Source organism: Ideonella paludis, assembly GCF_018069865.1.
GTDB classification, from domain to species: Bacteria; Pseudomonadota; Gammaproteobacteria; order Burkholderiales; family Burkholderiaceae_C; genus Ideonella; species Ideonella paludis.
In genome coordinates this window covers 117,567-135,793 of record NZ_JAGQDG010000002.1, presented here as the reverse complement: position 1 = coordinate 135,793, position 18,227 = coordinate 117,567, and the positions used below count along the sequence as shown (strand labels likewise).

At 61.5% G+C, this 18,227-nt stretch carries 20 protein-coding genes and 1 tRNA gene; 10 read left to right on the top strand and 11 right to left on the bottom strand.

Annotated elements, in window-relative coordinates:
- The first annotated feature begins 113 nt into the window (after nucleotides 1-113).
- Nucleotides 114-593 carry an Lrp/AsnC family transcriptional regulator gene (locus tag KAK11_RS05110; protein ID WP_210806927.1) on the top strand — a complete coding sequence of 160 codons (480 nt, stop codon included), beginning with the start codon at nucleotides 114-116 and terminating at the stop codon, nucleotides 591-593.
- 18 nt (nucleotides 594-611) lie between these two features.
- Here the strand turns inward: KAK11_RS05110 and speB are convergent, their stop codons facing one another.
- Complete coding sequence (gene speB, locus KAK11_RS05105) at nucleotides 612-1,550, bottom strand: agmatinase (protein ID WP_210806925.1); 939 nt, start codon at nucleotides 1,548-1,550, stop codon at nucleotides 612-614.
- Between the two features lie 493 nt (nucleotides 1,551-2,043).
- Here speB and KAK11_RS05100 point away from each other — a divergent pair, with 493 nt between their 5' ends.
- On the top strand, nucleotides 2,044-2,277 hold the full coding sequence (locus KAK11_RS05100; RefSeq protein ID WP_210806923.1) for a hypothetical protein: 234 nt from the start codon (nucleotides 2,044-2,046) through the stop codon (nucleotides 2,275-2,277).
- A gap of 25 nt (nucleotides 2,278-2,302) precedes the next feature.
- Here the strand turns inward: KAK11_RS05100 and KAK11_RS05095 are convergent, their stop codons facing one another.
- Genes KAK11_RS05095 through mltG form a run of 6 tightly spaced genes read right to left on the bottom strand, consistent with a single transcriptional unit; the run spans nucleotide 2,303 to nucleotide 6,827 of the window.
- Nucleotides 2,303-2,959 (bottom strand): ankyrin repeat domain-containing protein, encoded by a 657-nt coding sequence (locus tag KAK11_RS05095; protein ID WP_210806921.1) that lies wholly within the window; start codon nucleotides 2,957-2,959, stop codon nucleotides 2,303-2,305.
- On the bottom strand, nucleotides 2,956-3,759 hold the full coding sequence (locus KAK11_RS05090) for a TatD family hydrolase (protein ID WP_210806919.1): 804 nt from the start codon (nucleotides 3,757-3,759) through the stop codon (nucleotides 2,956-2,958). The genes KAK11_RS05095 and KAK11_RS05090 overlap by 4 nt, the downstream gene beginning before the upstream one ends.
- Nucleotides 3,760-3,761: 2 nt before the next feature.
- The gene (locus KAK11_RS05085) at nucleotides 3,762-4,148 is read right to left on the bottom strand and encodes a PilZ domain-containing protein (protein ID WP_210806917.1); all 387 of its coding nucleotides are present in this window, start codon (nucleotides 4,146-4,148) and stop codon (nucleotides 3,762-3,764) included.
- Nucleotides 4,145-5,206, bottom strand: a complete 1,062-nt coding sequence (locus KAK11_RS05080) for a DNA polymerase III delta subunit-related protein (RefSeq protein ID WP_310737745.1) — start codon at nucleotides 5,204-5,206, stop codon at nucleotides 4,145-4,147. The genes KAK11_RS05085 and KAK11_RS05080 overlap by 4 nt, the downstream gene beginning before the upstream one ends.
- Nucleotides 5,203-5,832, bottom strand: coding sequence for a dTMP kinase (tmk, locus tag KAK11_RS05075; protein WP_210806915.1), 630 nt, complete (start codon nucleotides 5,830-5,832; stop codon nucleotides 5,203-5,205). The genes KAK11_RS05080 and tmk overlap by 4 nt, the downstream gene beginning before the upstream one ends.
- Nucleotides 5,832-6,827 carry an endolytic transglycosylase MltG gene (gene mltG / locus KAK11_RS05070; RefSeq protein WP_210806913.1) on the bottom strand — a complete coding sequence of 332 codons (996 nt, stop codon included), beginning with the start codon at nucleotides 6,825-6,827 and terminating at the stop codon, nucleotides 5,832-5,834. Before mltG ends, tmk begins: the two co-directional genes overlap by 1 nt.
- Nucleotides 6,828-6,884: 57 nt before the next feature.
- Between mltG and ygfZ the strand changes: the two genes are divergently transcribed.
- From ygfZ to KAK11_RS05055, 3 genes are read left to right on the top strand one after another with little or no spacing between them, the layout of a single operon-like run.
- A complete protein-coding gene (gene ygfZ / locus KAK11_RS05065; protein ID WP_210806911.1) occupies nucleotides 6,885-7,814 on the top strand; it encodes a CAF17-like 4Fe-4S cluster assembly/insertion protein YgfZ in 930 nt (309 codons plus the stop codon).
- A gap of 26 nt (nucleotides 7,815-7,840) precedes the next feature.
- Complete coding sequence (locus KAK11_RS05060; RefSeq protein ID WP_210806909.1) at nucleotides 7,841-8,161, top strand: DUF4936 family protein; 321 nt, start codon at nucleotides 7,841-7,843, stop codon at nucleotides 8,159-8,161.
- On the top strand, nucleotides 8,152-9,093 hold the full coding sequence (locus KAK11_RS05055; RefSeq protein ID WP_210806907.1) for an NRDE family protein: 942 nt from the start codon (nucleotides 8,152-8,154) through the stop codon (nucleotides 9,091-9,093). Before KAK11_RS05060 ends, KAK11_RS05055 begins: the two co-directional genes overlap by 10 nt.
- 104 nt (nucleotides 9,094-9,197) lie before the next feature.
- Here the strand turns inward: KAK11_RS05055 and KAK11_RS05050 are convergent, their stop codons facing one another.
- Genes KAK11_RS05050 through KAK11_RS05040 form a run of 3 tightly spaced genes read right to left on the bottom strand, consistent with a single transcriptional unit; the run spans nucleotide 9,198 to nucleotide 13,270 of the window.
- Nucleotides 9,198-10,067, bottom strand: a complete 870-nt coding sequence (locus KAK11_RS05050) for a YbgC/FadM family acyl-CoA thioesterase (RefSeq protein WP_210806905.1) — start codon at nucleotides 10,065-10,067, stop codon at nucleotides 9,198-9,200.
- Entirely contained in the window at nucleotides 10,064-10,975 is a 912-nt protein-coding gene (locus KAK11_RS05045; protein ID WP_210807912.1) for an alpha/beta hydrolase, read from the bottom strand. The genes KAK11_RS05050 and KAK11_RS05045 overlap by 4 nt, the downstream gene beginning before the upstream one ends.
- A gap of 39 nt (nucleotides 10,976-11,014) precedes the next feature.
- Nucleotides 11,015-13,270 (bottom strand): arginine/lysine/ornithine decarboxylase, encoded by a 2,256-nt coding sequence (locus KAK11_RS05040; protein ID WP_210806903.1) that lies wholly within the window; start codon nucleotides 13,268-13,270, stop codon nucleotides 11,015-11,017.
- A 175-nt stretch (nucleotides 13,271-13,445) separates the two neighbouring features.
- Here KAK11_RS05040 and KAK11_RS05035 point away from each other — a divergent pair, with 175 nt between their 5' ends.
- The 5 genes from KAK11_RS05035 (at nucleotide 13,446) to KAK11_RS05015 (ending at nucleotide 16,823) form a co-directional block, all read left to right on the top strand.
- Nucleotides 13,446-13,889, top strand: a complete 444-nt coding sequence (locus KAK11_RS05035) for an NfeD family protein (RefSeq protein WP_210806901.1) — start codon at nucleotides 13,446-13,448, stop codon at nucleotides 13,887-13,889.
- A gap of 33 nt (nucleotides 13,890-13,922) precedes the next feature.
- Nucleotides 13,923-14,846, top strand: coding sequence for an SPFH domain-containing protein (locus KAK11_RS05030; RefSeq protein ID WP_210806899.1), 924 nt, complete (start codon nucleotides 13,923-13,925; stop codon nucleotides 14,844-14,846).
- 44 nt (nucleotides 14,847-14,890) lie between these two features.
- A tRNA-Ser gene (locus KAK11_RS05025) sits at nucleotides 14,891-14,980 on the top strand.
- Nucleotides 14,981-15,090: 110 nt separating this feature from the next.
- Nucleotides 15,091-15,849: a 3-hydroxyacyl-CoA dehydrogenase gene (locus KAK11_RS05020; protein ID WP_210806897.1), complete on the top strand. Its 759-nt coding sequence runs from the start codon at nucleotides 15,091-15,093 to the stop codon at nucleotides 15,847-15,849.
- A gap of 17 nt (nucleotides 15,850-15,866) precedes the next feature.
- Entirely contained in the window at nucleotides 15,867-16,823 is a 957-nt protein-coding gene (locus tag KAK11_RS05015; RefSeq protein ID WP_210806895.1) for a class I SAM-dependent methyltransferase, read from the top strand.
- Nucleotides 16,824-16,877: 54 nt separating this feature from the next.
- Here KAK11_RS05015 and KAK11_RS22160 read toward each other — a convergent pair whose 3' ends face one another.
- Nucleotides 16,878-18,173, bottom strand: a complete 1,296-nt coding sequence (locus tag KAK11_RS22160; protein ID WP_210806893.1) for an aspartyl/asparaginyl beta-hydroxylase domain-containing protein — start codon at nucleotides 18,171-18,173, stop codon at nucleotides 16,878-16,880.
- Nucleotides 18,174-18,227 lie beyond the last annotated feature (54 nt).

Genomic DNA, 18,227 nt, shown 5'->3' with positions numbered 1-18,227 from the left:
GTGAATGGGTGTTAGTCTAGCCAAGGCATCGCGCAATGTGCTTGCGCGATGCCCAGGGGTCAACCCGCGAAAACACAATAATATTCGAATGATCGTGAGACAATCGCAACATTATGCGAAGTAGCTCAAATTTCCCGCAATTGGATGCGACCGATCGACTGATCTTGGGTGAGCTTCAAATCGACGGCAAGCTCTCCAATGTCGAGCTTGCAGCCAGGGTACATCTCTCGCCCTCCGCGTGTTTGCGGCGCGTCAAGCGGCTGGAAGAGGAGGGCGTCATCGCCCACTATGCGGCCTTGCTCAACCCCAAGGCGGTGGGCCAGCATGGCACCAGCTTCACCATCATCAACCTAGAGACCATGAGCACCGCGCTCTTGGAGGCTTTTGAGCAGGCGATTCGCGACCAGCCGCAGATCTTGGATTGCTACTACGTGGCGGGCGCCAACGACTACTTGATCCGCTTCAGCTATCGAGATGCGGAAGACTTGGAGCGCTTTCACACCGAGGTGCTGATGCGCCTGCCCGGTGTGGAACGCAGCAATTCCATGCTGGTGCTGCGCACCGTCAAGAAGACCACGGCCTTGCCGCTCTAGGCGGCAGACCATGAGGCTTTAGCCGCGTGGGTGTGACGCCTGGCGTTTGACCTGGCCGCAGAGATAAGTCCAGACAAACTGGGCCGCCACGGCGCTGGTGAGCTCGGCATGGTCATAAGCCGGCGCCACTTCCACGCAGTCCATGCCCACAAACTTGAGGTCAGCCAGTTCCTCCAGGATGCTGAACACTTGGTTGCTGCTCATGCCGCCGGGCTCCGGTGTGCCGGTGCCCGGCGCGAACGCCGGGTCCAGACAATCAATGTCCAGGCTCAGGTAGAGCGGCGGGTGGCCAAACTCCGCCAAGCGATGACGAATACGCTGCAGCAAGGGCGCCAGTTGAGCCGGGCTTTCTAGGCCGCGTAAATCACGGGCGGTAAAGATCTGCCCGCCTTGGTCTTTGACGTACTCGCGGGCTTCCCGCACGCCGGCGGAGCGGATGCCGAACTGGGTGAAGCATTCCTTGACCACCAGGCCTTCCTGGATCGCTTCATAGACCCAGGTGCCATGGCCGCTGGGCTCGCCAAAGTGGTCTTCCCAGGTGTCGCAGTGGGCGTCGAAGTGGATGACCGCCAAGGGTTGTCCCAAGTGGGCTTTGTAGGCGCGCAAGAGCGGCAAGGTGATGGAGTGGTCGCCACCCAGCCATGCCATGTGGTGCTGGCGGATCAGTGCTTCCACCTGCGGCATCATCGCGGCCCGCATGCCTTCCAGGCTGGTGTTGGGCAATGCCAGGTCACCGGCATCGCAGAGTTGTCCCTCTAGGTCCACATCAAAGTGCGGGTGCGTGCCGTCACACAGCATGTGGCTGGCCTCACGGATGGCGCGAGGGCCCATGCGGGCACCTGGCCGGTTGGTGACGCAACCGTCCCAGGCCACGCCGGCCACGGCAAACGGCAGCGCACCGCTGGCCACTGGGCTGCGCAAAAAAGTGCTTTGAGACAGAAAGGCAAAGTTCGACATGAGCGCTGAGTGTTCAAGGACTACGGCCACATCCTAGTCGATCAAACCGCGGTGAGGTGATGCGCAGCAACCCGAACACCGGCCATTCAGCCAGACGAGGTTGAGGCGCTTAGGCGGCTTTGTCAGCACGATGGCCGGAGGCTGTCTGACGGATTTGGAGTGAGCGCGTTGCCCCGAACACTTCGAATCGAGTGCTCTTGTTCATTTGACATAATATACATTGTCGTAAGTTCTTACATCGAAGAACAAAGCTGCCTGCAAGCCACTTCCAAGCGGCTGAAAGGACTCTGTGGCCCCATTTTGGCGCATAACACGACGCCGACGAGCGGCTGCTGGACGTCAGCGAGTACCTTGGGCCACCGAGTCCACTCCGACAGCCCTGTCAGAACTTATCCGACAGGCGCTTTGTCCACGGGCCGACTACGGAATCTGTGGGGCCGAGCCTAGAGTTCACCCCATGGACCGGAACCCCTGGTCCGCTGGAGAAAACACCATGCGTTCAGCCCAAGTTCGTCCCAACCCCTTCATGATGATGACCAACCCTGAAGTCATTCTTCGGGCGGTGGAACACTCCGAGCGCCTGAGCGGCCTGCAGCGTCGCATTTGCCGTCCGCTGGACAAGCCCCTGATCCCCAAGGTCCGTGCATTGGACTTGGCAGACTACGACTCGGCCATCGACGATGAGCCCGAGTTGGACTTGGCCCTGGACGACGACACCGACGACTGAATGTCGCTGGATCGAGGCGCCAGGGCTATCTAGCCTTCGCTGCAGCGGCTGCCAGCGCTTTGGCCAAGCCATCGCGTCCCACGCGCTTGGCGAAATCTGAAGCCGAGAGATTTTGCTCATTGAGCAACTGCGCATCAGCTCCCCGGCGCAGCAGCAGTTGGGTGCCATCTTCGCTGCCATAGCGCGCCGCCATCATCAGTGGCGTGCTGCCGTTGGGTGAACGGGCGTTGATGTCAGCCCCCTTGTCCAACAGCAAGGCAAGCGGCTCTACAGCCGTCTGGCTGGCTGCGTAATGCAAAGGGGTCCAGCCTTCTTGGTTGATCTGCGCACCGCGCTCCATCAAGCGCTTCATGGCGCTCAGGTTGCCGCGAATCGCAGCCATCATCAGCGGCGTCTCGCCCGCGCTGTTGCGCAAATTCACGTTGAGCGCAGGCTGATCGATCAAGACCTCGACCACTTTGGGCGAGTCATCGCGAAACGCCTTATGGATGGCCGGCAAGCCGTCTTCGGCCCGCGAGTTGGGGTCAATGCCTTGCGCGATCAACTTGCGCACGACATCGGGCAAGTCCAAGTTGATGGCTCGAAAAAAATCAACCAAAGCATCGGCGGAGGCCTGACCGGCCAGCCCCATCAACACGGTGGCCGCCAGCAAACGGCGGCGCTGAGTCCCAAATTGGCTCATGTGGGGGTGCTCTCCAAAGCAGGAACGCTCACTCTGAACAGGTGCTCAAAGTTGAGCCGGGTGGCTTCGCCAATGGCTTCTGGGCTCAGGCCCTTTTCTTGGGCCAAGGCCTTGGCCACGAAAGGCACCAGAGCCGGCGTGTTGGTTTTGCCCCGGTGGGGCATGGGCGCGAGATAGGGGCTGTCGGTCTCGATCAAGCAGCGCTCCAAGGGCACCATGCGGGCCACTGCGCGCATGTCTTCGGCATTGCGAAAGCTCAGAATGCCGGAGAACGAGATGTGAAAACCCAAGTCCATGGCCGCTTGGGCGACCTCCAGGGTCTCAGTGAAGCAATGGAACACGCCACGTACCTGACCGCCGCCCTCTTCTCTCAGCACCCGCAAAGTGTCTTCACCGGCGCTGCGGGTGTGGATGATCAGCGGTAAGTCGGACTCTCGCGCTGCGCGAATGTGAACCCGGAAGCGCTCTCGCTGCCACTCCATGTCAGCCACCGTTCGGGTACCCAGGCGGTAGTAATCCAGGCCGGTCTCGCCAATGGCGATGACCTTGTCAGACTGAGCAGCCTGAACCAGATCAGCCACGCTGGGCTCGATGGCGCCTTCGGTGTCGGGGTGCACGCCGACACTGGCCCAGAGCCAAGGCTCTGAGCTCGTCAAAGCGTGAATCGCCTCGAACTCTTCCATGTGGGTGCAGACGCACAGCGCGCCCGCGACCTGAGCGGCCCGCATGTCAGTACGAATCTGCGGCCACTGCGCCACCAGCTCCGGAAAACTGAGGTGGCAGTGAGAATCAACGTACATGCTCAGAGCGTCTGCGTGGGTTTGGAGGACGACAGGGCCGTGCCCAAGATCTCTTCGATCCGGACCTTCAGCACCTTGGTCTTGTCGTCATTGGGAAAGCGCACTCCGACACCTTGGGTGCGGCCACCTGGCGTGTTGGGCGGCGTGATCCAGCCGACCTTGCCGGCCACCGGGTAGCGTTGGGTGTCGCCGGGCAGGGTCAGAAGCAAGTAGATATCGTCGCCCAATTGGTACTCGCGCACCGAGGGCACGAACAAGCCGCCCTCGGAAAACAAGGGCACATAAGCCGCATACAGCGCCCCCTTTTCACGAAACACCAGCTGAATGACGCTAGGGCGCGTGGTGCTGGCGGCAGGTGCAGGGGTTGATCGGGGTTCAATGTCGCTCATAACGGAAGTGTAGCGAGCCCGGGGCGTGCTGCCGCCCTCCCCGGCCCCATGGCTTTGCGGGCAAATGTGGCATGCGCCTGCGCCACGAGGGCCTCCAGCAACAAGGGCGCATTCCAAGGGTGCTCATCATGGCGGGCCGCTTTGAGCAACGCCGCTTGCCAAGCGTTGAGTCGGACCCAGTTGGCCGGCATGGGGACACTGCCCGGCGGGAAGTATTGCGGCGGCGCGCCGGCCAGCACGGCCATCGCATCGTGGCACAACTGCTGCAACAGCCGCACGGCCACCGGCAGGTTCAGGCCGGCCAGCGCACTGGCGTCGCCGGCCGCCACCCGGGCCGGGATGGCATGCCAGGCGGCCGCGGGCAAGCCAGCCTCTAGCAATGCCAAGGCAGCTTGGGGCTCGCCGCCTGCGGCCCGCAGCAAGGTCTCCGGCTCGTCGACACCCTTGGCCTTCAGCCATGCCAAGGCGGCATCTGGTGTGGGCAGGGGCACGGCCGCGCGTTGGCAGCGGCTGCGGATGGTGGGCAAAAGCCGTTCAGGGTCTTCCACGCACAGCAAGATGCGCATGCCCGGTGCCGGCTCTTCCAGAGTTTTGAGCAAGGCATTGGCAGCCACCACATTCATGGCGTCGGCCGGATACAGCACCAGCATCTTGCCGCGGCCACGGGCCGAGCTGGAGTGCGCCCAGGCAATGGCTTGGCGAATGGCCTCGACCCGAATCTCACGGCTGGGCTTGCGCTTGCTTTTGGATTCACCGTCGCTGACGTCAGACTCGCCCTCTTCAGCACCGCCGCCCCAGCGCAAGGCTTGCTGATGAGTTTCAGGCATCAGCACCTTCAAGTCGCCGTGGCTGCCGGCCAGAGACAGGTGGCATGAAGGGCACTGGTCACAGGGCCCGGGTGGCTGCTCACACAACCAAGCCTGGGCCAGCCTGAAAGCCAAACTCAGCAAGCCTGATTGGCCACGGCCGTGGAGGATCAAGGCATGGCCCCGCGCGCCATCACGCAACTGCGCCAGGGGCTCGGCCAGCCAGGGCAAGTCCTTCTCGTTCAAGATCACAGCAAGCCCCCTCGCGGCTGCAAGGGCTGCACCAGGGCCAGCACCGCAGCGCGCACGGCCTCTAGGCTTTGGCCGCTGTCGATGCAACGCACCCGGCCGGGGTCGGCGGCGCGGCGCGCCTCGTAGCCTGAGCGCACACGCTCAAAAAACGCCAAGTCCTCCGCTTCCAGCCGGTCTGCTGCACGCGCTGCAGCGCGGCGCTGTGCAGCCACGGCCGGTGGCACATCGAACCACAGCGTCATGTCGGGCTGGCGGCCTTGTTGCACCCAAGCCTCCAACTGGCTCAAGACTGCTAAATCAAAGCCACGACCCGCTCCCTGGTAGGCAAAAGTGGCGTCGGTGAAGCGGTCACACAAGACCGTGCAGCCCCGCTGCAGCGCGGGCTCGATCACGGTGGCGAGGTGGTCTCGGCGTGCGGCAAAGACCAAGAGCGCCTCGGTCAGCGCGTCCATGGGGCGGTGCAAAAACAACTCGCGCAGGGCTTCGGCCAAGGGCGTGCCACCGGGCTCGCGGCTCATCACCACCTCGTGGCCTTGCTCGCGCAGGGCTTGGGCGGCGGCTTCAATGTGCGAGGACTTGCCTGCCCCATCAATGCCTTCGAATGTGATGAATAGTCCGTGCGCCATCAAGGGGTGCCGCCTCGCTGAAATTGGTTGACCGCTCGATTATGGTCGGCCAAGGTCTCGCTGAAGACGCTGGAGCCATCCCCCCGGGCCACAAAGTACAGCGCCCGCGTGCTTTGAGGCATGGCCACGGCCCGCAGAGCCGCCAAACTGGTCAGCGCGATCGGGGTGGGCGGCAAGCCACGGCGGGTGTAGGTGTTCCAGGGCGTGTCGGCGCTCAAGTCGGCACGCCGCAGATTGCCGTCAAACTCAGCGCCCATGCCATAGATCACGGTAGGGTCCGACTGCAAAGGCATGCCGATGCGCAGCCGGTTCGCAAAAACGCCCGCAATCAGGCCACGGTCTGCGGGCAGGCCGGTTTCTTTCTCGACCACCGAGGCCAGAACCAGCATCTCTTGAGGCGTTTTCAGGGGCAGGTCAGGCTGCCGCTGGGCCCAGACTGCGTCAAGCTGCCGGCTCATGGCTGCTTTGGCTCGCTTCAAGACCGTCATGTCGCTGACGCCCCGGCTGTACGCATAGGTGTCGGGAAAGAGCCAGCCATCGACGCGATCCCCTTCCACCCCCAGCAGTGCCGCCACTTGAGCATCGTCCAAGACGGCGATGGTGGATTTCAAATGGGGGGCTTTGGCCAGGTGTTCCCGCACTTGCCTGAAGGTCCAGCCCTCAATCAAGCGCACAGACTCCAAGGTTTGCTCACCCTTGACCATGCGCTCCAGCAAGGTCCTTGGGGTGACCCCAGGCTCCACCTCGTAGCTGCCGGCTTGAATGCGCCGGGCTTGGCCGGAGGCTCGGAACCATGCATAGAGCAGATCGGGTGAACTTTGCACCCCAGCCTGTACCCACAGTCGGGCCACTTCTTGCGGCGAGGTGCCAGGCTCAATGGAGACCTCTACCCGCGGCGCCCCCAAGCTAAGCGGCTGGTGCAACCACCAAGCGGCGGCCCCCACCAAGGCGGCCATCAGTGCCAGGGCGGCGGCCCCGTATCGCCAAAGCTTCATCACGGATTCCCAGACCCTTCAGGCTTCACAGACATGGGGCGCGATGATAATCGCCCCATGTCATTTCAAGCCTCTGCCCCCTTCCCTGCCGCACCGCAAGCTGCCGGTGCAGTGCTTTTGCCCAATTGGGGCGTGATCCGCGCCACGGGCGACGATGCTGCGGACTTTTTGCATGGCCAACTCACGGCAGACATCAAGGGTCTGGCGGAAGGTCAAGCCCGGCTGGCCGGTTTTTGCTCAGCCAAGGGCCGGCTGACCGCCAGCTTTGTGGTCTGGCGCAGTGGGGCTGACCTGCTGCTGGCCTGCAGCGCAGACTTGCTAGCGCCGACGCTGAAACGTTTGTCGATGTTTGTCTTGCGCGCCAAGTGCAAGCTCAGCGACGCCAGTGCCGAGCTGGCGGTGTTCGGCTTGCTGGGGCCTGTGGTGCCCACGCAGGCGCCATGGACGGTCCATGCGGCAGAAGGCGGCCAAGTCGTTCACCTGCCACCTGCCTTGGGGCTGATGCGCGCGCTGTGGGTGGGTGCAGGCGCACCGCCGGCGAGCACGCCTGCCTTGGCGGCCGATGTTTGGGCTTATCTCGAGGTGGCCAGCGGTGTGGCCCGCATCACCGCTGCTACGGTGGATCAATTTGTGCCGCAGATGGTCAATTTCGAGCTTGTGGGCGGCGTGAACTTCAAGAAGGGCTGCTATCCCGGACAGGAGGTCGTGGCGCGCAGCCAGTATCGGGGCACCCTCAAGCGCCGGGCCTTTTTGGTCGAAACCAGCAGTCCTTGTGTGCCTGGCCAGGAGATCTTTCACAGCCAAGACCCCGAGCAACCAGCCGGCATGGTCGTGTTGGCGGCATCGCTGGCCGCAGGCGCGCACCTTGCCCTGGTCGAGTTGAAATTGGCGGCCCTGGAGAGCGGCAGCCTGAGCGTCGGAAATGCCGGTGTGAATGGGCTGCGCTTGCAGCGCTTGCCCTACGACATCCCCACAGAATCTCCCTGAAGTGCGCGGGTCCAGGGCCTGTTTCGATGCATATTTCACAGCAGTGGTTCATCTACTACCGCATTCGTGCCGATGATCAGGCACCGGTCATTCATGCAGTGCGCGCTTTTCAGGCGCTGCTGTGCGAGCGCTGGCCTGGGCTGAGGGCTCAGGTCTTGAGGCGGACTGACCTGCAGAACGAGATGCTGACGCTGATGGAAACCTACGACTTAAGCCTAGACCCTGCCGCCGCAGGCCTCGACGCTGGCATGAGCCGCTTGCGAGGCGAGATTGATCAAGCCGCTACAGCTTTGACACCTTGGTTGCAAAGCGCGCGCCACACCGAGGAGTTTGTGCCATGTGTCTAGCCGTTTTGGCGCTGGATGAAAGCCGCCGCTTCCCGCTGGTGATTGCCGCCAACCGCGACGAGTTTTTCAATCGCCCTGCCGCCCGCTTGGGCTGGTGGAACCCCGCAGGGGATGCGCCGGCGATCCTGTCTGGCCGCGACCAAAAGGCCGGTGGCACCTGGATGGGACTCACGGCCCAAGGTCGTATGGCCCTGGTCACCAACGTTCGCAAGCCTGGTGCGCAAGATCCCAATGCGCCGTCGCGGGGGGAGCTAGTGCCTCGTTGGCTGCGGGGGGACATGCGGCCTGATCTGTACTGGCCCAAGGTGGCGCTGACAGGCTATCAGCCCTTCAATTTGATTGCAGCGGATTTCCGCCGCGGTGATTGTTTTTACGCCAGCAGCGAAGCCGCCTGCCCGACACGCCTGGAGCGCGGCATTTTTGGCCTGAGCAACGGCGCATTGGATGAACCCTGGCCCAAGGTGACCCGCTTGAAAAACAAGCTGCGCCAGAGCTTGGACGAAGCCTATGACACCGAATCCTTGGCGCGCATGCTGTTTGAAGCGCTGAGCGACAAAACCGTACCGGCTGACAGCAAATTGCCATCGACCGGTGTGTCGATGGACGTGGAGCGCATGCTCTCGCCGGCCTTCATCCGCTCCCCCGACCTGAGTTACGGCACCCGCTGCTCCACACTCATCATCACGGAGCGGGTGAACAAGCGCTTGGTCACACAGGTTTTCGAGCGCACCTTCACGGCCGGGCCGGGCTTAGCCTTGCTTCGCCGCACCGAGATCAAGCAGTGGCCTCCGAAGTATGAGACCGATGACTCCGCCGAACAGGTGTTGAGTGAAATCGGGCCAGTGGCGGATGGTGACTTGGCGGAGGACGCCGGCCAGCCCACCAAAAAGCGTCGGGTGCGCAGCCTGCTGCGGCCGAGCCACAAGCTCTGAGCGGGGCCCGCACGGGCCGGCCTGGCCAGAACGCGCCGGGCCGCGCCATGTCGCTTGGCACCCCTTATCGGGAGAGACGGGCAAAGCCTGTTGCTAGGCTGCGCTCAAAGCCGCTTTGTCATTTCGAGGTGTTCGATGCCCGCCTCAGTGAAAGGTTCGCCTTGAGCTTGGTAGCCCGCCTTGAGATAAAAACCCACCGCGCTGGCTTGGGCATGCAGCATGACGCTGTGGTCGCCGCGCTGAGCCGCTGCCCGCTCCAGGGCATTCAGCACCCTCAAACCCACACCTGAGCCGCGCAAACCGCGGGCCACGGCCATTCGCCCGATACGCCCCTGTCCGGCCTGCGCTGGCAACAGCCGACCGGCCGCCAAGGCCAAGCCAAGGCGGTTGTGGGCGACGGCATGCACCGCCGCCTCATCGGCAGCGTCACAGGCCAATGCTGCGGGTATGCCTTGTTCGATCACAAATACTTGCTGGCGCAACGCGGCAGCGGCTTCGGCGTGCTGCGCCCAACTCCCCGTCTTGACGCACACCATGTCTTCGCCGGCCTCAAAGGCCGCAAAAGCCTGCCGCAGTGCATCGGGGACGGGCAGTGACTGGCGTTGATGAGCGCTGGCTGATGCGTAGACGTAGATCAACTGCCCACTGACCAAGAGGCGCCGGTCACGGAAGATGCCGGCCTTGAAGCGCACCGAGCTGTTGCCGACGTGCTCGCAGGCCAAGCCAATCTCCAGCAAGTCATCCAACTCGGCGGGAGCGTGGTACTCCAGCTCGGCCTTTTTGACGAACAACTCCCCGTTCAAGGCACTGAAAGTGGCTTCGTAGGGCAAGGCCAAGGCGCGCCAATAGCCTGCCATGGCCGTGTCCAGGTACATCAGGTAGTGGCCGTTGAAGACGATCTTCTGCAAGTCCACTTCAACCCAGCGGACGCGCAGACGCTCCACATATCGAAACCCGGGGAGACGATCACTCATGCGAAAGCCTTTCTCATGGCAGCACCTGCCAAAGCCTGTGCCGTCTCAGCCTCTTTGATGAAACGGCCCATCTTGATGAAATCGTGCGTCAGGCCGCGAAAAATTTCTAACTCCACGGCCACGCCAGCGCTGCGCAGTTTGTCGGCGTAGGCCACCCCTTCGTCCGCCAAGGGGTCACACTCTGCGAGGATCACCGTGGCTGGCGCCACGCCTTCCAGATCAGCGGCCTCTAACGGCGCGAAGCGCCAATCCTGCCGTTGGTGCTTGGTGACATAGTGGTTAAAGAACCAGTCAATGCCGGCGGCATCCAACAAGAAGCCGTTGGCGAACAAATGGCGGGACGGGAAGTCCCCGTGGGCGCTGGTGCCGGGCGTCAGCAAGAGCTGCAGGGCCAGCGGCAAGCCCGCGTCGCGCGCCAAGATGGCGCACACTGCGCTCAAGGTGCCCCCTGCGCTGTCACCCCCGACGCCCAAGCGACGGCCATCCAAGCCTAGGCCCGCGGCGCCCTCTGCACTCAGCCAGCGTAGCGCAGCAAATGAGTCTTCCACAGCGGTAGGAAAAGGATGCTCGGGAGCTAGCCGGTAGTCCAGAGACACCACCGCTGCCCCGCTGCGCAGGGCCAATTGGCGGCAGAGGCTGTCGTGGGTTTCCAGCCCACCGATCACAAAACCACCACCGTGCAGGTAGAGCAGGATCGGCAAACACTCCTGGGACGGGGCATAGAGCCGGGCCGCCAAGGCCGTGCCATCGTCTGCTCGAATCTCCAGATCTTGAACACGAGCCAGCGGCGCGCGTGGCAGGTCCAGCACTTCCGCACCTTGGGCATAGGCCTTGCGCGCGGCCTCAGGCGTCATGGTGTGGAACGGTGGTCGGCCCGCCAAGCGAATGCGGTCCAGCAGGCCGGACATGCGCGGGGTGAGCAGATGCGTACCCATGACGGCTGCAGCTTACTGGCCCACGCAATCGACGTAGTAACGCTTCTCGCCTGCCACCTCTTCGGTCACCAAGCCATGCACGTCAGCGCCGAAGCCGGGGAATGCGGCGTTGAATTCGCGCGTGAAGCGCAGGTAGTCCACGATGCGCTTGTTGAAGCGCTCACCCGGGATGACCAGCGGGATGCCCGGTGGGTAGGGAGTCAGCAAAGCCGTGGTCACGCGGCCTTCGAGTTGGTCGATCTCCACACGCTCCGTCTTGCGATGGGCAATGGCCGCATAGGCGTCGCTGGGCTTCATCGCAGGCTCAAGGTCGGAGAGGTAGACCTCTGTGGTCAGACGCGCGATATCGCCCTTGGCATAGGCCTCGTGCACGCTTTGGCAGAGGTCCTTCAGGCCCATGCGCTCATAGCGCGGGAAGGCGGCCGAGAACTCGGGCAGGATGCGCCACAGCGGCTGGTTGCGGTCGTAGTCGTCCTTGAACTGCTGCAAGGCGGTGAGCAAGGTGTTCCAGCGGCCCTTGGTGATGCCGATGGTGAACATGATGAAGAAGGAATAGAGACCGGTCTTCTCGACCACCACACCGTGCTCAGCCAGATACTTGGTGACGATGGACGCCGGAATGCCATGCTGAGAGAACTTCCCCGTCACATCCAAGCCCGGGGTGATGATGGTGGACTTGATCGGGTCCAACATATTGAAGCCGTCGGCCAGGCCGCCAAAGCCGTGCCAAGCCTCATCGGCCTGCAAGATCCATTCTTCCGATTTGCCGATGTCTTCTTGAGTCAGGTGGTCGGGCCCCCAGACCTGGAACCACCAGTCCTGACCATATTCTTCGTCCACTTTGCGCATGGCGCGGCGGAAGTCCAGGGCCTCACGAATGCTCTCCTCGACCAAGGCCGTGCCGCCTGGGGGCTCCATCATGGCTGCAGCCACATCGCACGAGGCAATGATGGCGTACTGCGGCGAGGTGGAGGTGTGCATCAGGTAGGCCTCGTTGAACAAATGCTTGTCCAGCTTGACCGTTTGGGAATCTTGCACCAGCACTTGCGAGGCTTGGCTGATGCCCGCCAAAAGCTTGTGCGTGGACTGGGTGGCATAGACCATGGCCTGCGTTGGGCGTGGGCGGTTCTTACCCATGGCGTGGAAGTTGCCGTAGAAACGGTGGAAGGCCGCGTGCGGCAACCAGGCCTCGTCAAAGTGCAAGGTGTCCACCCAGCCATCGAGCTTGGCCTTGATGGTTTCAGTGTTGTAGAGCACGCCGTCGTAGGTGCTTTGGGTCACCGTCAAGATTTTGGGGCGCACGGCAGCGGCATCCACATGCTGGAGCAGCGGGTGCTTGGCGATCTTCGCCTGGATCGACTCGCGTGAGAACTCGCTCTCTGGGATGGGGCCGATGATGCCGTAATGGTTGCGCGTGGGGGTCAAGAACACCGGCACCGCGCCCGTCATGATGATGCTGTGCAGGATAGATTTATGACAATTGCGGTCCACCAAGACCACATCGCCCGGCGCCACAGTGTGGTGCCACACCATCTTGTTGGAGGTCGAGGTGCCGTTGGTGACGAAGAAGCAGTGGTCGGCATTGAAGATGCGCGCGGCGTTCTTTTCACTGGCGGCCACCGGCCCAGTGTGGTCCAGCAACTGGCCCAACTCCTCCACCGCATTGCACACGTCGGCGCGCAGCATGTTCTCGCCAAAGAACTGATGGAACATGCGCCCGATAGGGCTCTTCAAGAAGGCCACGCCGCCCGAGTGCCCAGGGCAGTGCCAGGAGTAAGAGCCGTCTTGGGCGTAGTGCATCAAGGCCCGGAAGAACGGAGGCGCCAAGCCATCGACGTAGCTCTTAGCTTCTCGGATGATGTGACGCGCCACGAACTCGGGCGTGTCTTCAAACATGTGAATGAAGCCGTGCAACTCCCGCAGGATGTCGTTAGGAATGTGCTGGCTGGTGCGCGTCTCACCGTAGAGGTAGATCGGAATGTCCGCATTGCGGAAGCGAATCTCGGTGATGAAGTTGCGCAGGTTCAGCACCGCCGGGTCCAACTCGGGGCCTGGGGTGAACTCTTCATCGTCGATGGACAAGATGAAGGCGCTGGCGCGGCTTTGCTGCTGCGCAAACTGCGACAGGTCGCCATAACTGGTCACGCCCAGAACCTCGAAGCCCTCTTTCTCCATGGCATCGGCCAGGGCGCGAATCCCGAGGCCAGAGGTGTTCTCGGAGCGGAAGTCCTCGTCGATGATGACGATAGGAAAGTTGAAACGCTGCATGGCGGCTCTATGGGTCAGAGAAAAAGGGCGGGGCGAAAAGCGCGAAGTGTAGGGCCGAATAAGGGTTTCCATGCGTGCCCTGCCCCGCCGTGAATGTAGTGGGGCTTGTGGCGTGGTTTTCTCGCAAAGGCTGAGCAAGCCCTACACTGGCTGTCACAACTTTGAAAGGGACGGTATGGCGTGGAGTGCCGCAACCCTGTGGTGGGCTGCCGCAGGCCTTTTGGTGCTGGCTGAGCTGGCCACTGGCACCTTCTATTTGCTGATGTTGGCCTTGGGGCTGGTGGGGGCCGCCTTGGCCGCGCACGCAGGGCTAGGCTTGTCAGCACAGCTTTTGGTGGCAGCTTTGGTCGGCGGTGGCGCCGTGCTGGCCTGGCGCCAGCGCAAACTGAGCACAGCCACCACCTTGGACCCGAGCACCAACCCAGACCTGCAGCAAGATCTGGGTGGCCGTGTCGTCGTGAGCCAGTGGTCAGAGGATGGCCGCTGCAGTGTCAGCTATCGGGGGGCAACCTGGGCCGCGCGGGTGGCAGATGGCTCAGACGCGCACAGCGGGCCGCATCGGATCGTGGCCGTCGAAGGCAATGTGCTGGTCTTGGCGCCCGCTTCCGACCACGCTTGAATCATGTTCAATCGCTTCAAAGACTAAGGCACCATGGAACTCATCGCACTCATCCTCTTGGCCATCGCCGCGTTTTTTGTGATTCGCGCCGTGAAAGTCGTTCCTCACCAAAACGCCTGGGTGGTAGAGCGTCTCGGCAAGTACAACACCACGCTGGCACCTGGATTGAGCTTTTTGGTGCCGTTCATCGACAAGGTGGCCTACAAACATTCGCTCAAAGAAATTCCGCTGGATGTGCCCAGCCAGATCTGTATCACCAAGGACAACACGCAACTGCAGGTCGACGGCATCTTGTACTTTCAGGTGACTGACCCGATGCGGGCCAGCTATGGCTCCAGCAATTATGAAATCGCCATCACGCAACTGGCCCAGACCACCTTGCGCAGCATCATCGGCCGCATGGAGCTGGACAAGACCTTTGAAGAGCGAGAAGTCATCAATGCGCAGGTGGTCTCAGCTCTCGACGAAGCTGCCTTGAACTGGGGCGTGAAGGTGTTGCGCTATGAGATCAAGGATCTGACGCCACCCGCTGAGATTCTGCGCTCCATGCAGCAGCAGATCACGGCCGAGCGCGAGAAGCGCGCTTTGATCGCGGCCTCTGAAGGCCGCAAGCAAGAGCAAATCAACATCGCCACGGGGGAGCGCGAGTCTTCCATCGCTCGCTCAGAAGGCGAGAAACAGGCCGAGATCAACAAGGCCGAAGGTCAAGCGGCGGCAATTGCCACAGTGGCCGATGCCACCGCTGCCGCCATCCGCGTCATTGCCGCAGCCATTCAGCAGCCCGGCGGTGAGCAAGCCGTGCAGTTGAAGGTGGCGGAAAAGGCGGTTGAGGCCTATGCGCAGCTGGCCCAGAAAAACAACACCATGATCGTCCCGGGCAACATGACCGAGGTGGCGGCCTTGGTGGGCAGTGCGATGACATTGATGCGATCGACAAATTCTGCAACTCAGAAGTGAGAGGCATCAAGAAAGCAGGCTAGAATCCAAGGCTTCACCCATCAGGAGGGGTGGATGAGCGGTTTAAGTCGCACGCCTGGAAAGCGTGTGTGGGTTAATCCCCACCGCGGGTTCGAATCCCGCCCCCTCCGCCAGTCTGCTAAGGCCTCGCAAGCGTCATCGTTTGCGAGGCCTTTTGCTTGGGGCCTGCCTGTTGCACAATTGACGTTTACGTCAACGTCAACTCGACGCATCAGGAGACTTCATGGACATCGCAGGCAAGGTATTTATTGTGACGGGCGGCGCCTCGGGCTTGGGTGAAGGCACGGCACGCATGCTGGCTGCTCACGGCGGCAAAGTGGTGATTGCCGACCTCCAAGAGGAAAAGGGCCGCGCCTTGGCCGCAGAGCTGGGTGGCGCCTTTGTGCGTTGCGATGTCAGCCAAGAAGCCGATGGCCGGGCTGTGGTGGCCCAGGCGCTGAGCATGGGCAAGCTGATGGGCTTGGTGAACTGCGCCGGCATCGCGCCCGCCGTCAAGACCGTGGGCAAAGACGGTGCGCATTCACTGGACGTGTTCGCCAAAGTCATCACGGTGAACTTGGTCGGCTCTTTCAACATGATCCGCTTGGCCGCTGAAGCCATGTGCAAGAACGAGCCCGAAGCCACTGGTGAGCGCGGCGTGATGATCAGCACCGCCAGCGTGGCCGCCTATGACGGCCAGATCGGGCAAGCGGCCTATGCCGCCTCCAAAGGCGGCGTGGTGGGCATGACTTTGCCCATCGCGCGAGACCTCGCCCGCAACGGCATCCGCAACATGACCATCGCCCCCGGCATCTTTGGCACGCCAATGCTGTTTGGCATGCCTCAAGAAGTGCAAGACGCGCTGGCCGCAAGCGTCCCCTTCCCTTCCCGCTTGGGCAAGCCTGAGGACTACGCCAAGCTGGTCCACCAAATCGTCACCAACGACATGCTCAATGGTGAGGTGATTCGGTTGGATGGAGCGATCAGGTTGGCGCCGCGATGATTGATCAGAGCCCTGACATGAATGACGCAGAAAAGGCCGGCGCCTGGCAGCGGCTCTGGGCCACTGGTGCCGAAGATTCCTTCGGTCAATCCATGGGGGAACCACCTGCAAGTGCGCACTGGACGCGATGGTTTGCTGACCTGCCGCAAGGTGCCTCCGTGTTGGACTTGGCCTGCGGCAGTGGAGCCTTGCTGCGTCGTTTCTTGGCCTCCAATCAAGATGCTCAGGCACATTGTCATGGCGTAGACCTCGTCCCGGAGAGCCCGACCTGGCTGGGCACTTTGCGGCCAGCTCAACGCGATCGTGTTGATTTCACAGGCTCGGTCTCCGTCACGCGACTTCCGTTCGACGATGCTTGCTTCGATGCTGTCGTGAGTCAATTCGGCATCGAGTATGCAGACCTGTCGTTAGCAATCCCCGAGGCTGTGAGAGTATTGCGACCCAGTGGGCGCTTGGGTTTGCTCATGCACCACCAAGCGTCGCGGCCGGTTGCCTTAGCCCGTGTGGAATTGGAGCATGCAGCATGGCTTCAGAATTCCGGCTGGCTCAGGGCTGCATTCCAGATGTGCACTGCAATGGCCTTAACCAGCCATATCGCAGGCCGCCAAGAACTGAATTCAAGTCCTGATTGGGCTAGGGTCCGCTATGACTATGATTCGTTGACCCGCCAAGTGCAATCCCGGGCGGCCGCCTCAAGCTGCCCAGACTTGCTATGGGACGCTCAGAACTGGATGACGCAGGCCTTCAGGGTGTCGGCGACAGAGGGGGCTGCGGCGGGACAGCGCGCTGCTCAAAAGGTTGCTGAATTGATCTCCGACACGGCACTGCGCTTGAATGACATGCTGTCTCATGCGCTGGACGCGGCAGACATTGAAAGGCTTGTACAGCTTATCCAAGATTTGGGGCGCACTGATGTTTCGATCTCCACCATAGAGGATCGAGGTCACCTTTTGGGCTGGTGGATACAGCAATAAGCAGCCATCGGACGGAAGCAGCCTGTCGTGAAGGGAGCAGCTACGGCGATGACGCTAATACTCGCTCTCAAAATCTGAGATTGACTCTACCAAGCGCGTGATTGCAGATTTTTCCAAGTTTGTGAGATGAGGGTTCCAGCAGTCCATCAACAAAATGATGCGTGTTGAGTTCGACCGGTTCCATGCTTCGTGCTGAAAAGTATCGTCAAACATCATTAACTGCCCTTCTTTCCATGCGTGAGCTCCTGCGTCAATGACGTTGAGCGCACAGTCCTGCGGCACAAGCAAAGGAAGATGCAGCACCAAACGGCTATTGGTGACGCCATAGTGTGGTTTGATGTGCGACCCAGGGGCGAGCACGGAAAAGCAGACTTCTGGCGCCTGGGACTTGATGCGACACAGTTCAATGCTGTCAAGCAAGGCACTGGTCTTGGGACAACGAAGGTGATTGGCGTCAAAGCGACGGCCCCGGCGATAGAAAAAGAAAGCATCCCACGAAGGCTTGTCCCCCTCACCTCCTACATAGGCGGAGCGGTCTGCCCCGGGCCCAAACGTCAGGAAACTCTCGAATACACCTTCCTTATTCAGTAAAGCGATGGCTTCTTCCTGAATGTCAGGGAAGGCGGCAGCCAGTTGTTCGGCCCAAGGTTGCAAGTAAGGATCGTGATAGGGTGAATCCGGCAAGCCGGGAATATAAAGAAACTTAGGTCTCTGGCGGAAGTCTTGCGGCCCATCCTGGCTCTCACCCAGATAGTTGGTCAGTGCGCGATCAACTCGCTTCAAGCCGTCCGAACCATATTCACGACGCAAGTCAGAGAGTTGGTCGAGCAACCACTGTCGTTTGCCATGCTGGAGTTCATCCATGGCTGAAAGCACCATGGGCAGTAACTCGGGCTCAGTGCTTTGTTCATTGAGCCAGCGGCCTTGGCGCTGGGCTTGATCAATGGCCCGAAACCAGGCTTTCAACGCTTTAAGCTGTTGTCCTCTGCGCTGTTCGATGTGACCCAGCAATAGCCATGAATCCGGTGCAAGTCGTTGTGTTGTTCCCCAGTACGCCAGTAACTTGCCGCTAGCGGAATCGAAATCCCCCGAATTGGCAAGCGCTAAACATTGGCGGAACAAGAGACCTTCATCGCCATCGGATGCCAGAAACGCCTTCCCCCAATACTCGGCCGCACGGACATGGTCTTCTCGGTCGGTGGAACATTGTGCAACCACCACCAAGGCAGGAATGCAGCTGCTTTCACGCTCCAGCAATTTGAGGCAACTTAACTCGGCTTGGAGGACCTGCCCTGTGGCCATCATGGATTGGACCTCAGCCAACTGACGGTGCACTTCTGTTGATGACACTTGGGATTCCTTGCTCAGAGTTACTCAAAAAAAAGGAGGCCTATCGGCCTCCTT

Coding starts and splice junctions, on each gene's coding strand:
- KAK11_RS05085 (WP_210806917.1), bottom strand. CDS start 4,148: ATGAGCGACATTGAACCCCGATCAACCCCTGCACCTGCCGCCAGCACC.
- KAK11_RS05055 (WP_210806907.1), top strand. CDS start 8,152: ATGTGTCTAGCCGTTTTGGCGCTGGATGAAAGCCGCCGCTTCCCGCTG.
- KAK11_RS05015 (WP_210806895.1), top strand. CDS start 15,867: ATGAATGACGCAGAAAAGGCCGGCGCCTGGCAGCGGCTCTGGGCCACT.
- KAK11_RS05045 (WP_210807912.1), bottom strand. CDS start 10,975: ATGTCCGGCCTGCTGGACCGCATTCGCTTGGCGGGCCGACCACCGTTC.
- speB (WP_210806925.1), bottom strand. CDS start 1,550: ATGTCGAACTTTGCCTTTCTGTCTCAAAGCACTTTTTTGCGCAGCCCA.
- KAK11_RS05030 (WP_210806899.1), top strand. CDS start 13,923: ATGGAACTCATCGCACTCATCCTCTTGGCCATCGCCGCGTTTTTTGTG.
- tmk (WP_210806915.1), bottom strand. CDS start 5,832: ATGGCGCACGGACTATTCATCACATTCGAAGGCATTGATGGGGCAGGC.
- KAK11_RS05110 (WP_210806927.1), top strand. CDS start 114: ATGCGAAGTAGCTCAAATTTCCCGCAATTGGATGCGACCGATCGACTG.
- mltG (WP_210806913.1), bottom strand. CDS start 6,827: ATGAAGCTTTGGCGATACGGGGCCGCCGCCCTGGCACTGATGGCCGCC.
- KAK11_RS05050 (WP_210806905.1), bottom strand. CDS start 10,067: ATGAGTGATCGTCTCCCCGGGTTTCGATATGTGGAGCGTCTGCGCGTC.
- KAK11_RS05020 (WP_210806897.1), top strand. CDS start 15,091: ATGGACATCGCAGGCAAGGTATTTATTGTGACGGGCGGCGCCTCGGGC.
- KAK11_RS05040 (WP_210806903.1), bottom strand. CDS start 13,270: ATGCAGCGTTTCAACTTTCCTATCGTCATCATCGACGAGGACTTCCGC.
- KAK11_RS05035 (WP_210806901.1), top strand. CDS start 13,446: ATGGCGTGGAGTGCCGCAACCCTGTGGTGGGCTGCCGCAGGCCTTTTG.
- KAK11_RS05090 (WP_210806919.1), bottom strand. CDS start 3,759: ATGTACGTTGATTCTCACTGCCACCTCAGTTTTCCGGAGCTGGTGGCG.
- KAK11_RS05060 (WP_210806909.1), top strand. CDS start 7,841: ATGCATATTTCACAGCAGTGGTTCATCTACTACCGCATTCGTGCCGAT.
- KAK11_RS05095 (WP_210806921.1), bottom strand. CDS start 2,959: ATGAGCCAATTTGGGACTCAGCGCCGCCGTTTGCTGGCGGCCACCGTG.
- KAK11_RS05100 (WP_210806923.1), top strand. CDS start 2,044: ATGCGTTCAGCCCAAGTTCGTCCCAACCCCTTCATGATGATGACCAAC.
- ygfZ (WP_210806911.1), top strand. CDS start 6,885: ATGTCATTTCAAGCCTCTGCCCCCTTCCCTGCCGCACCGCAAGCTGCC.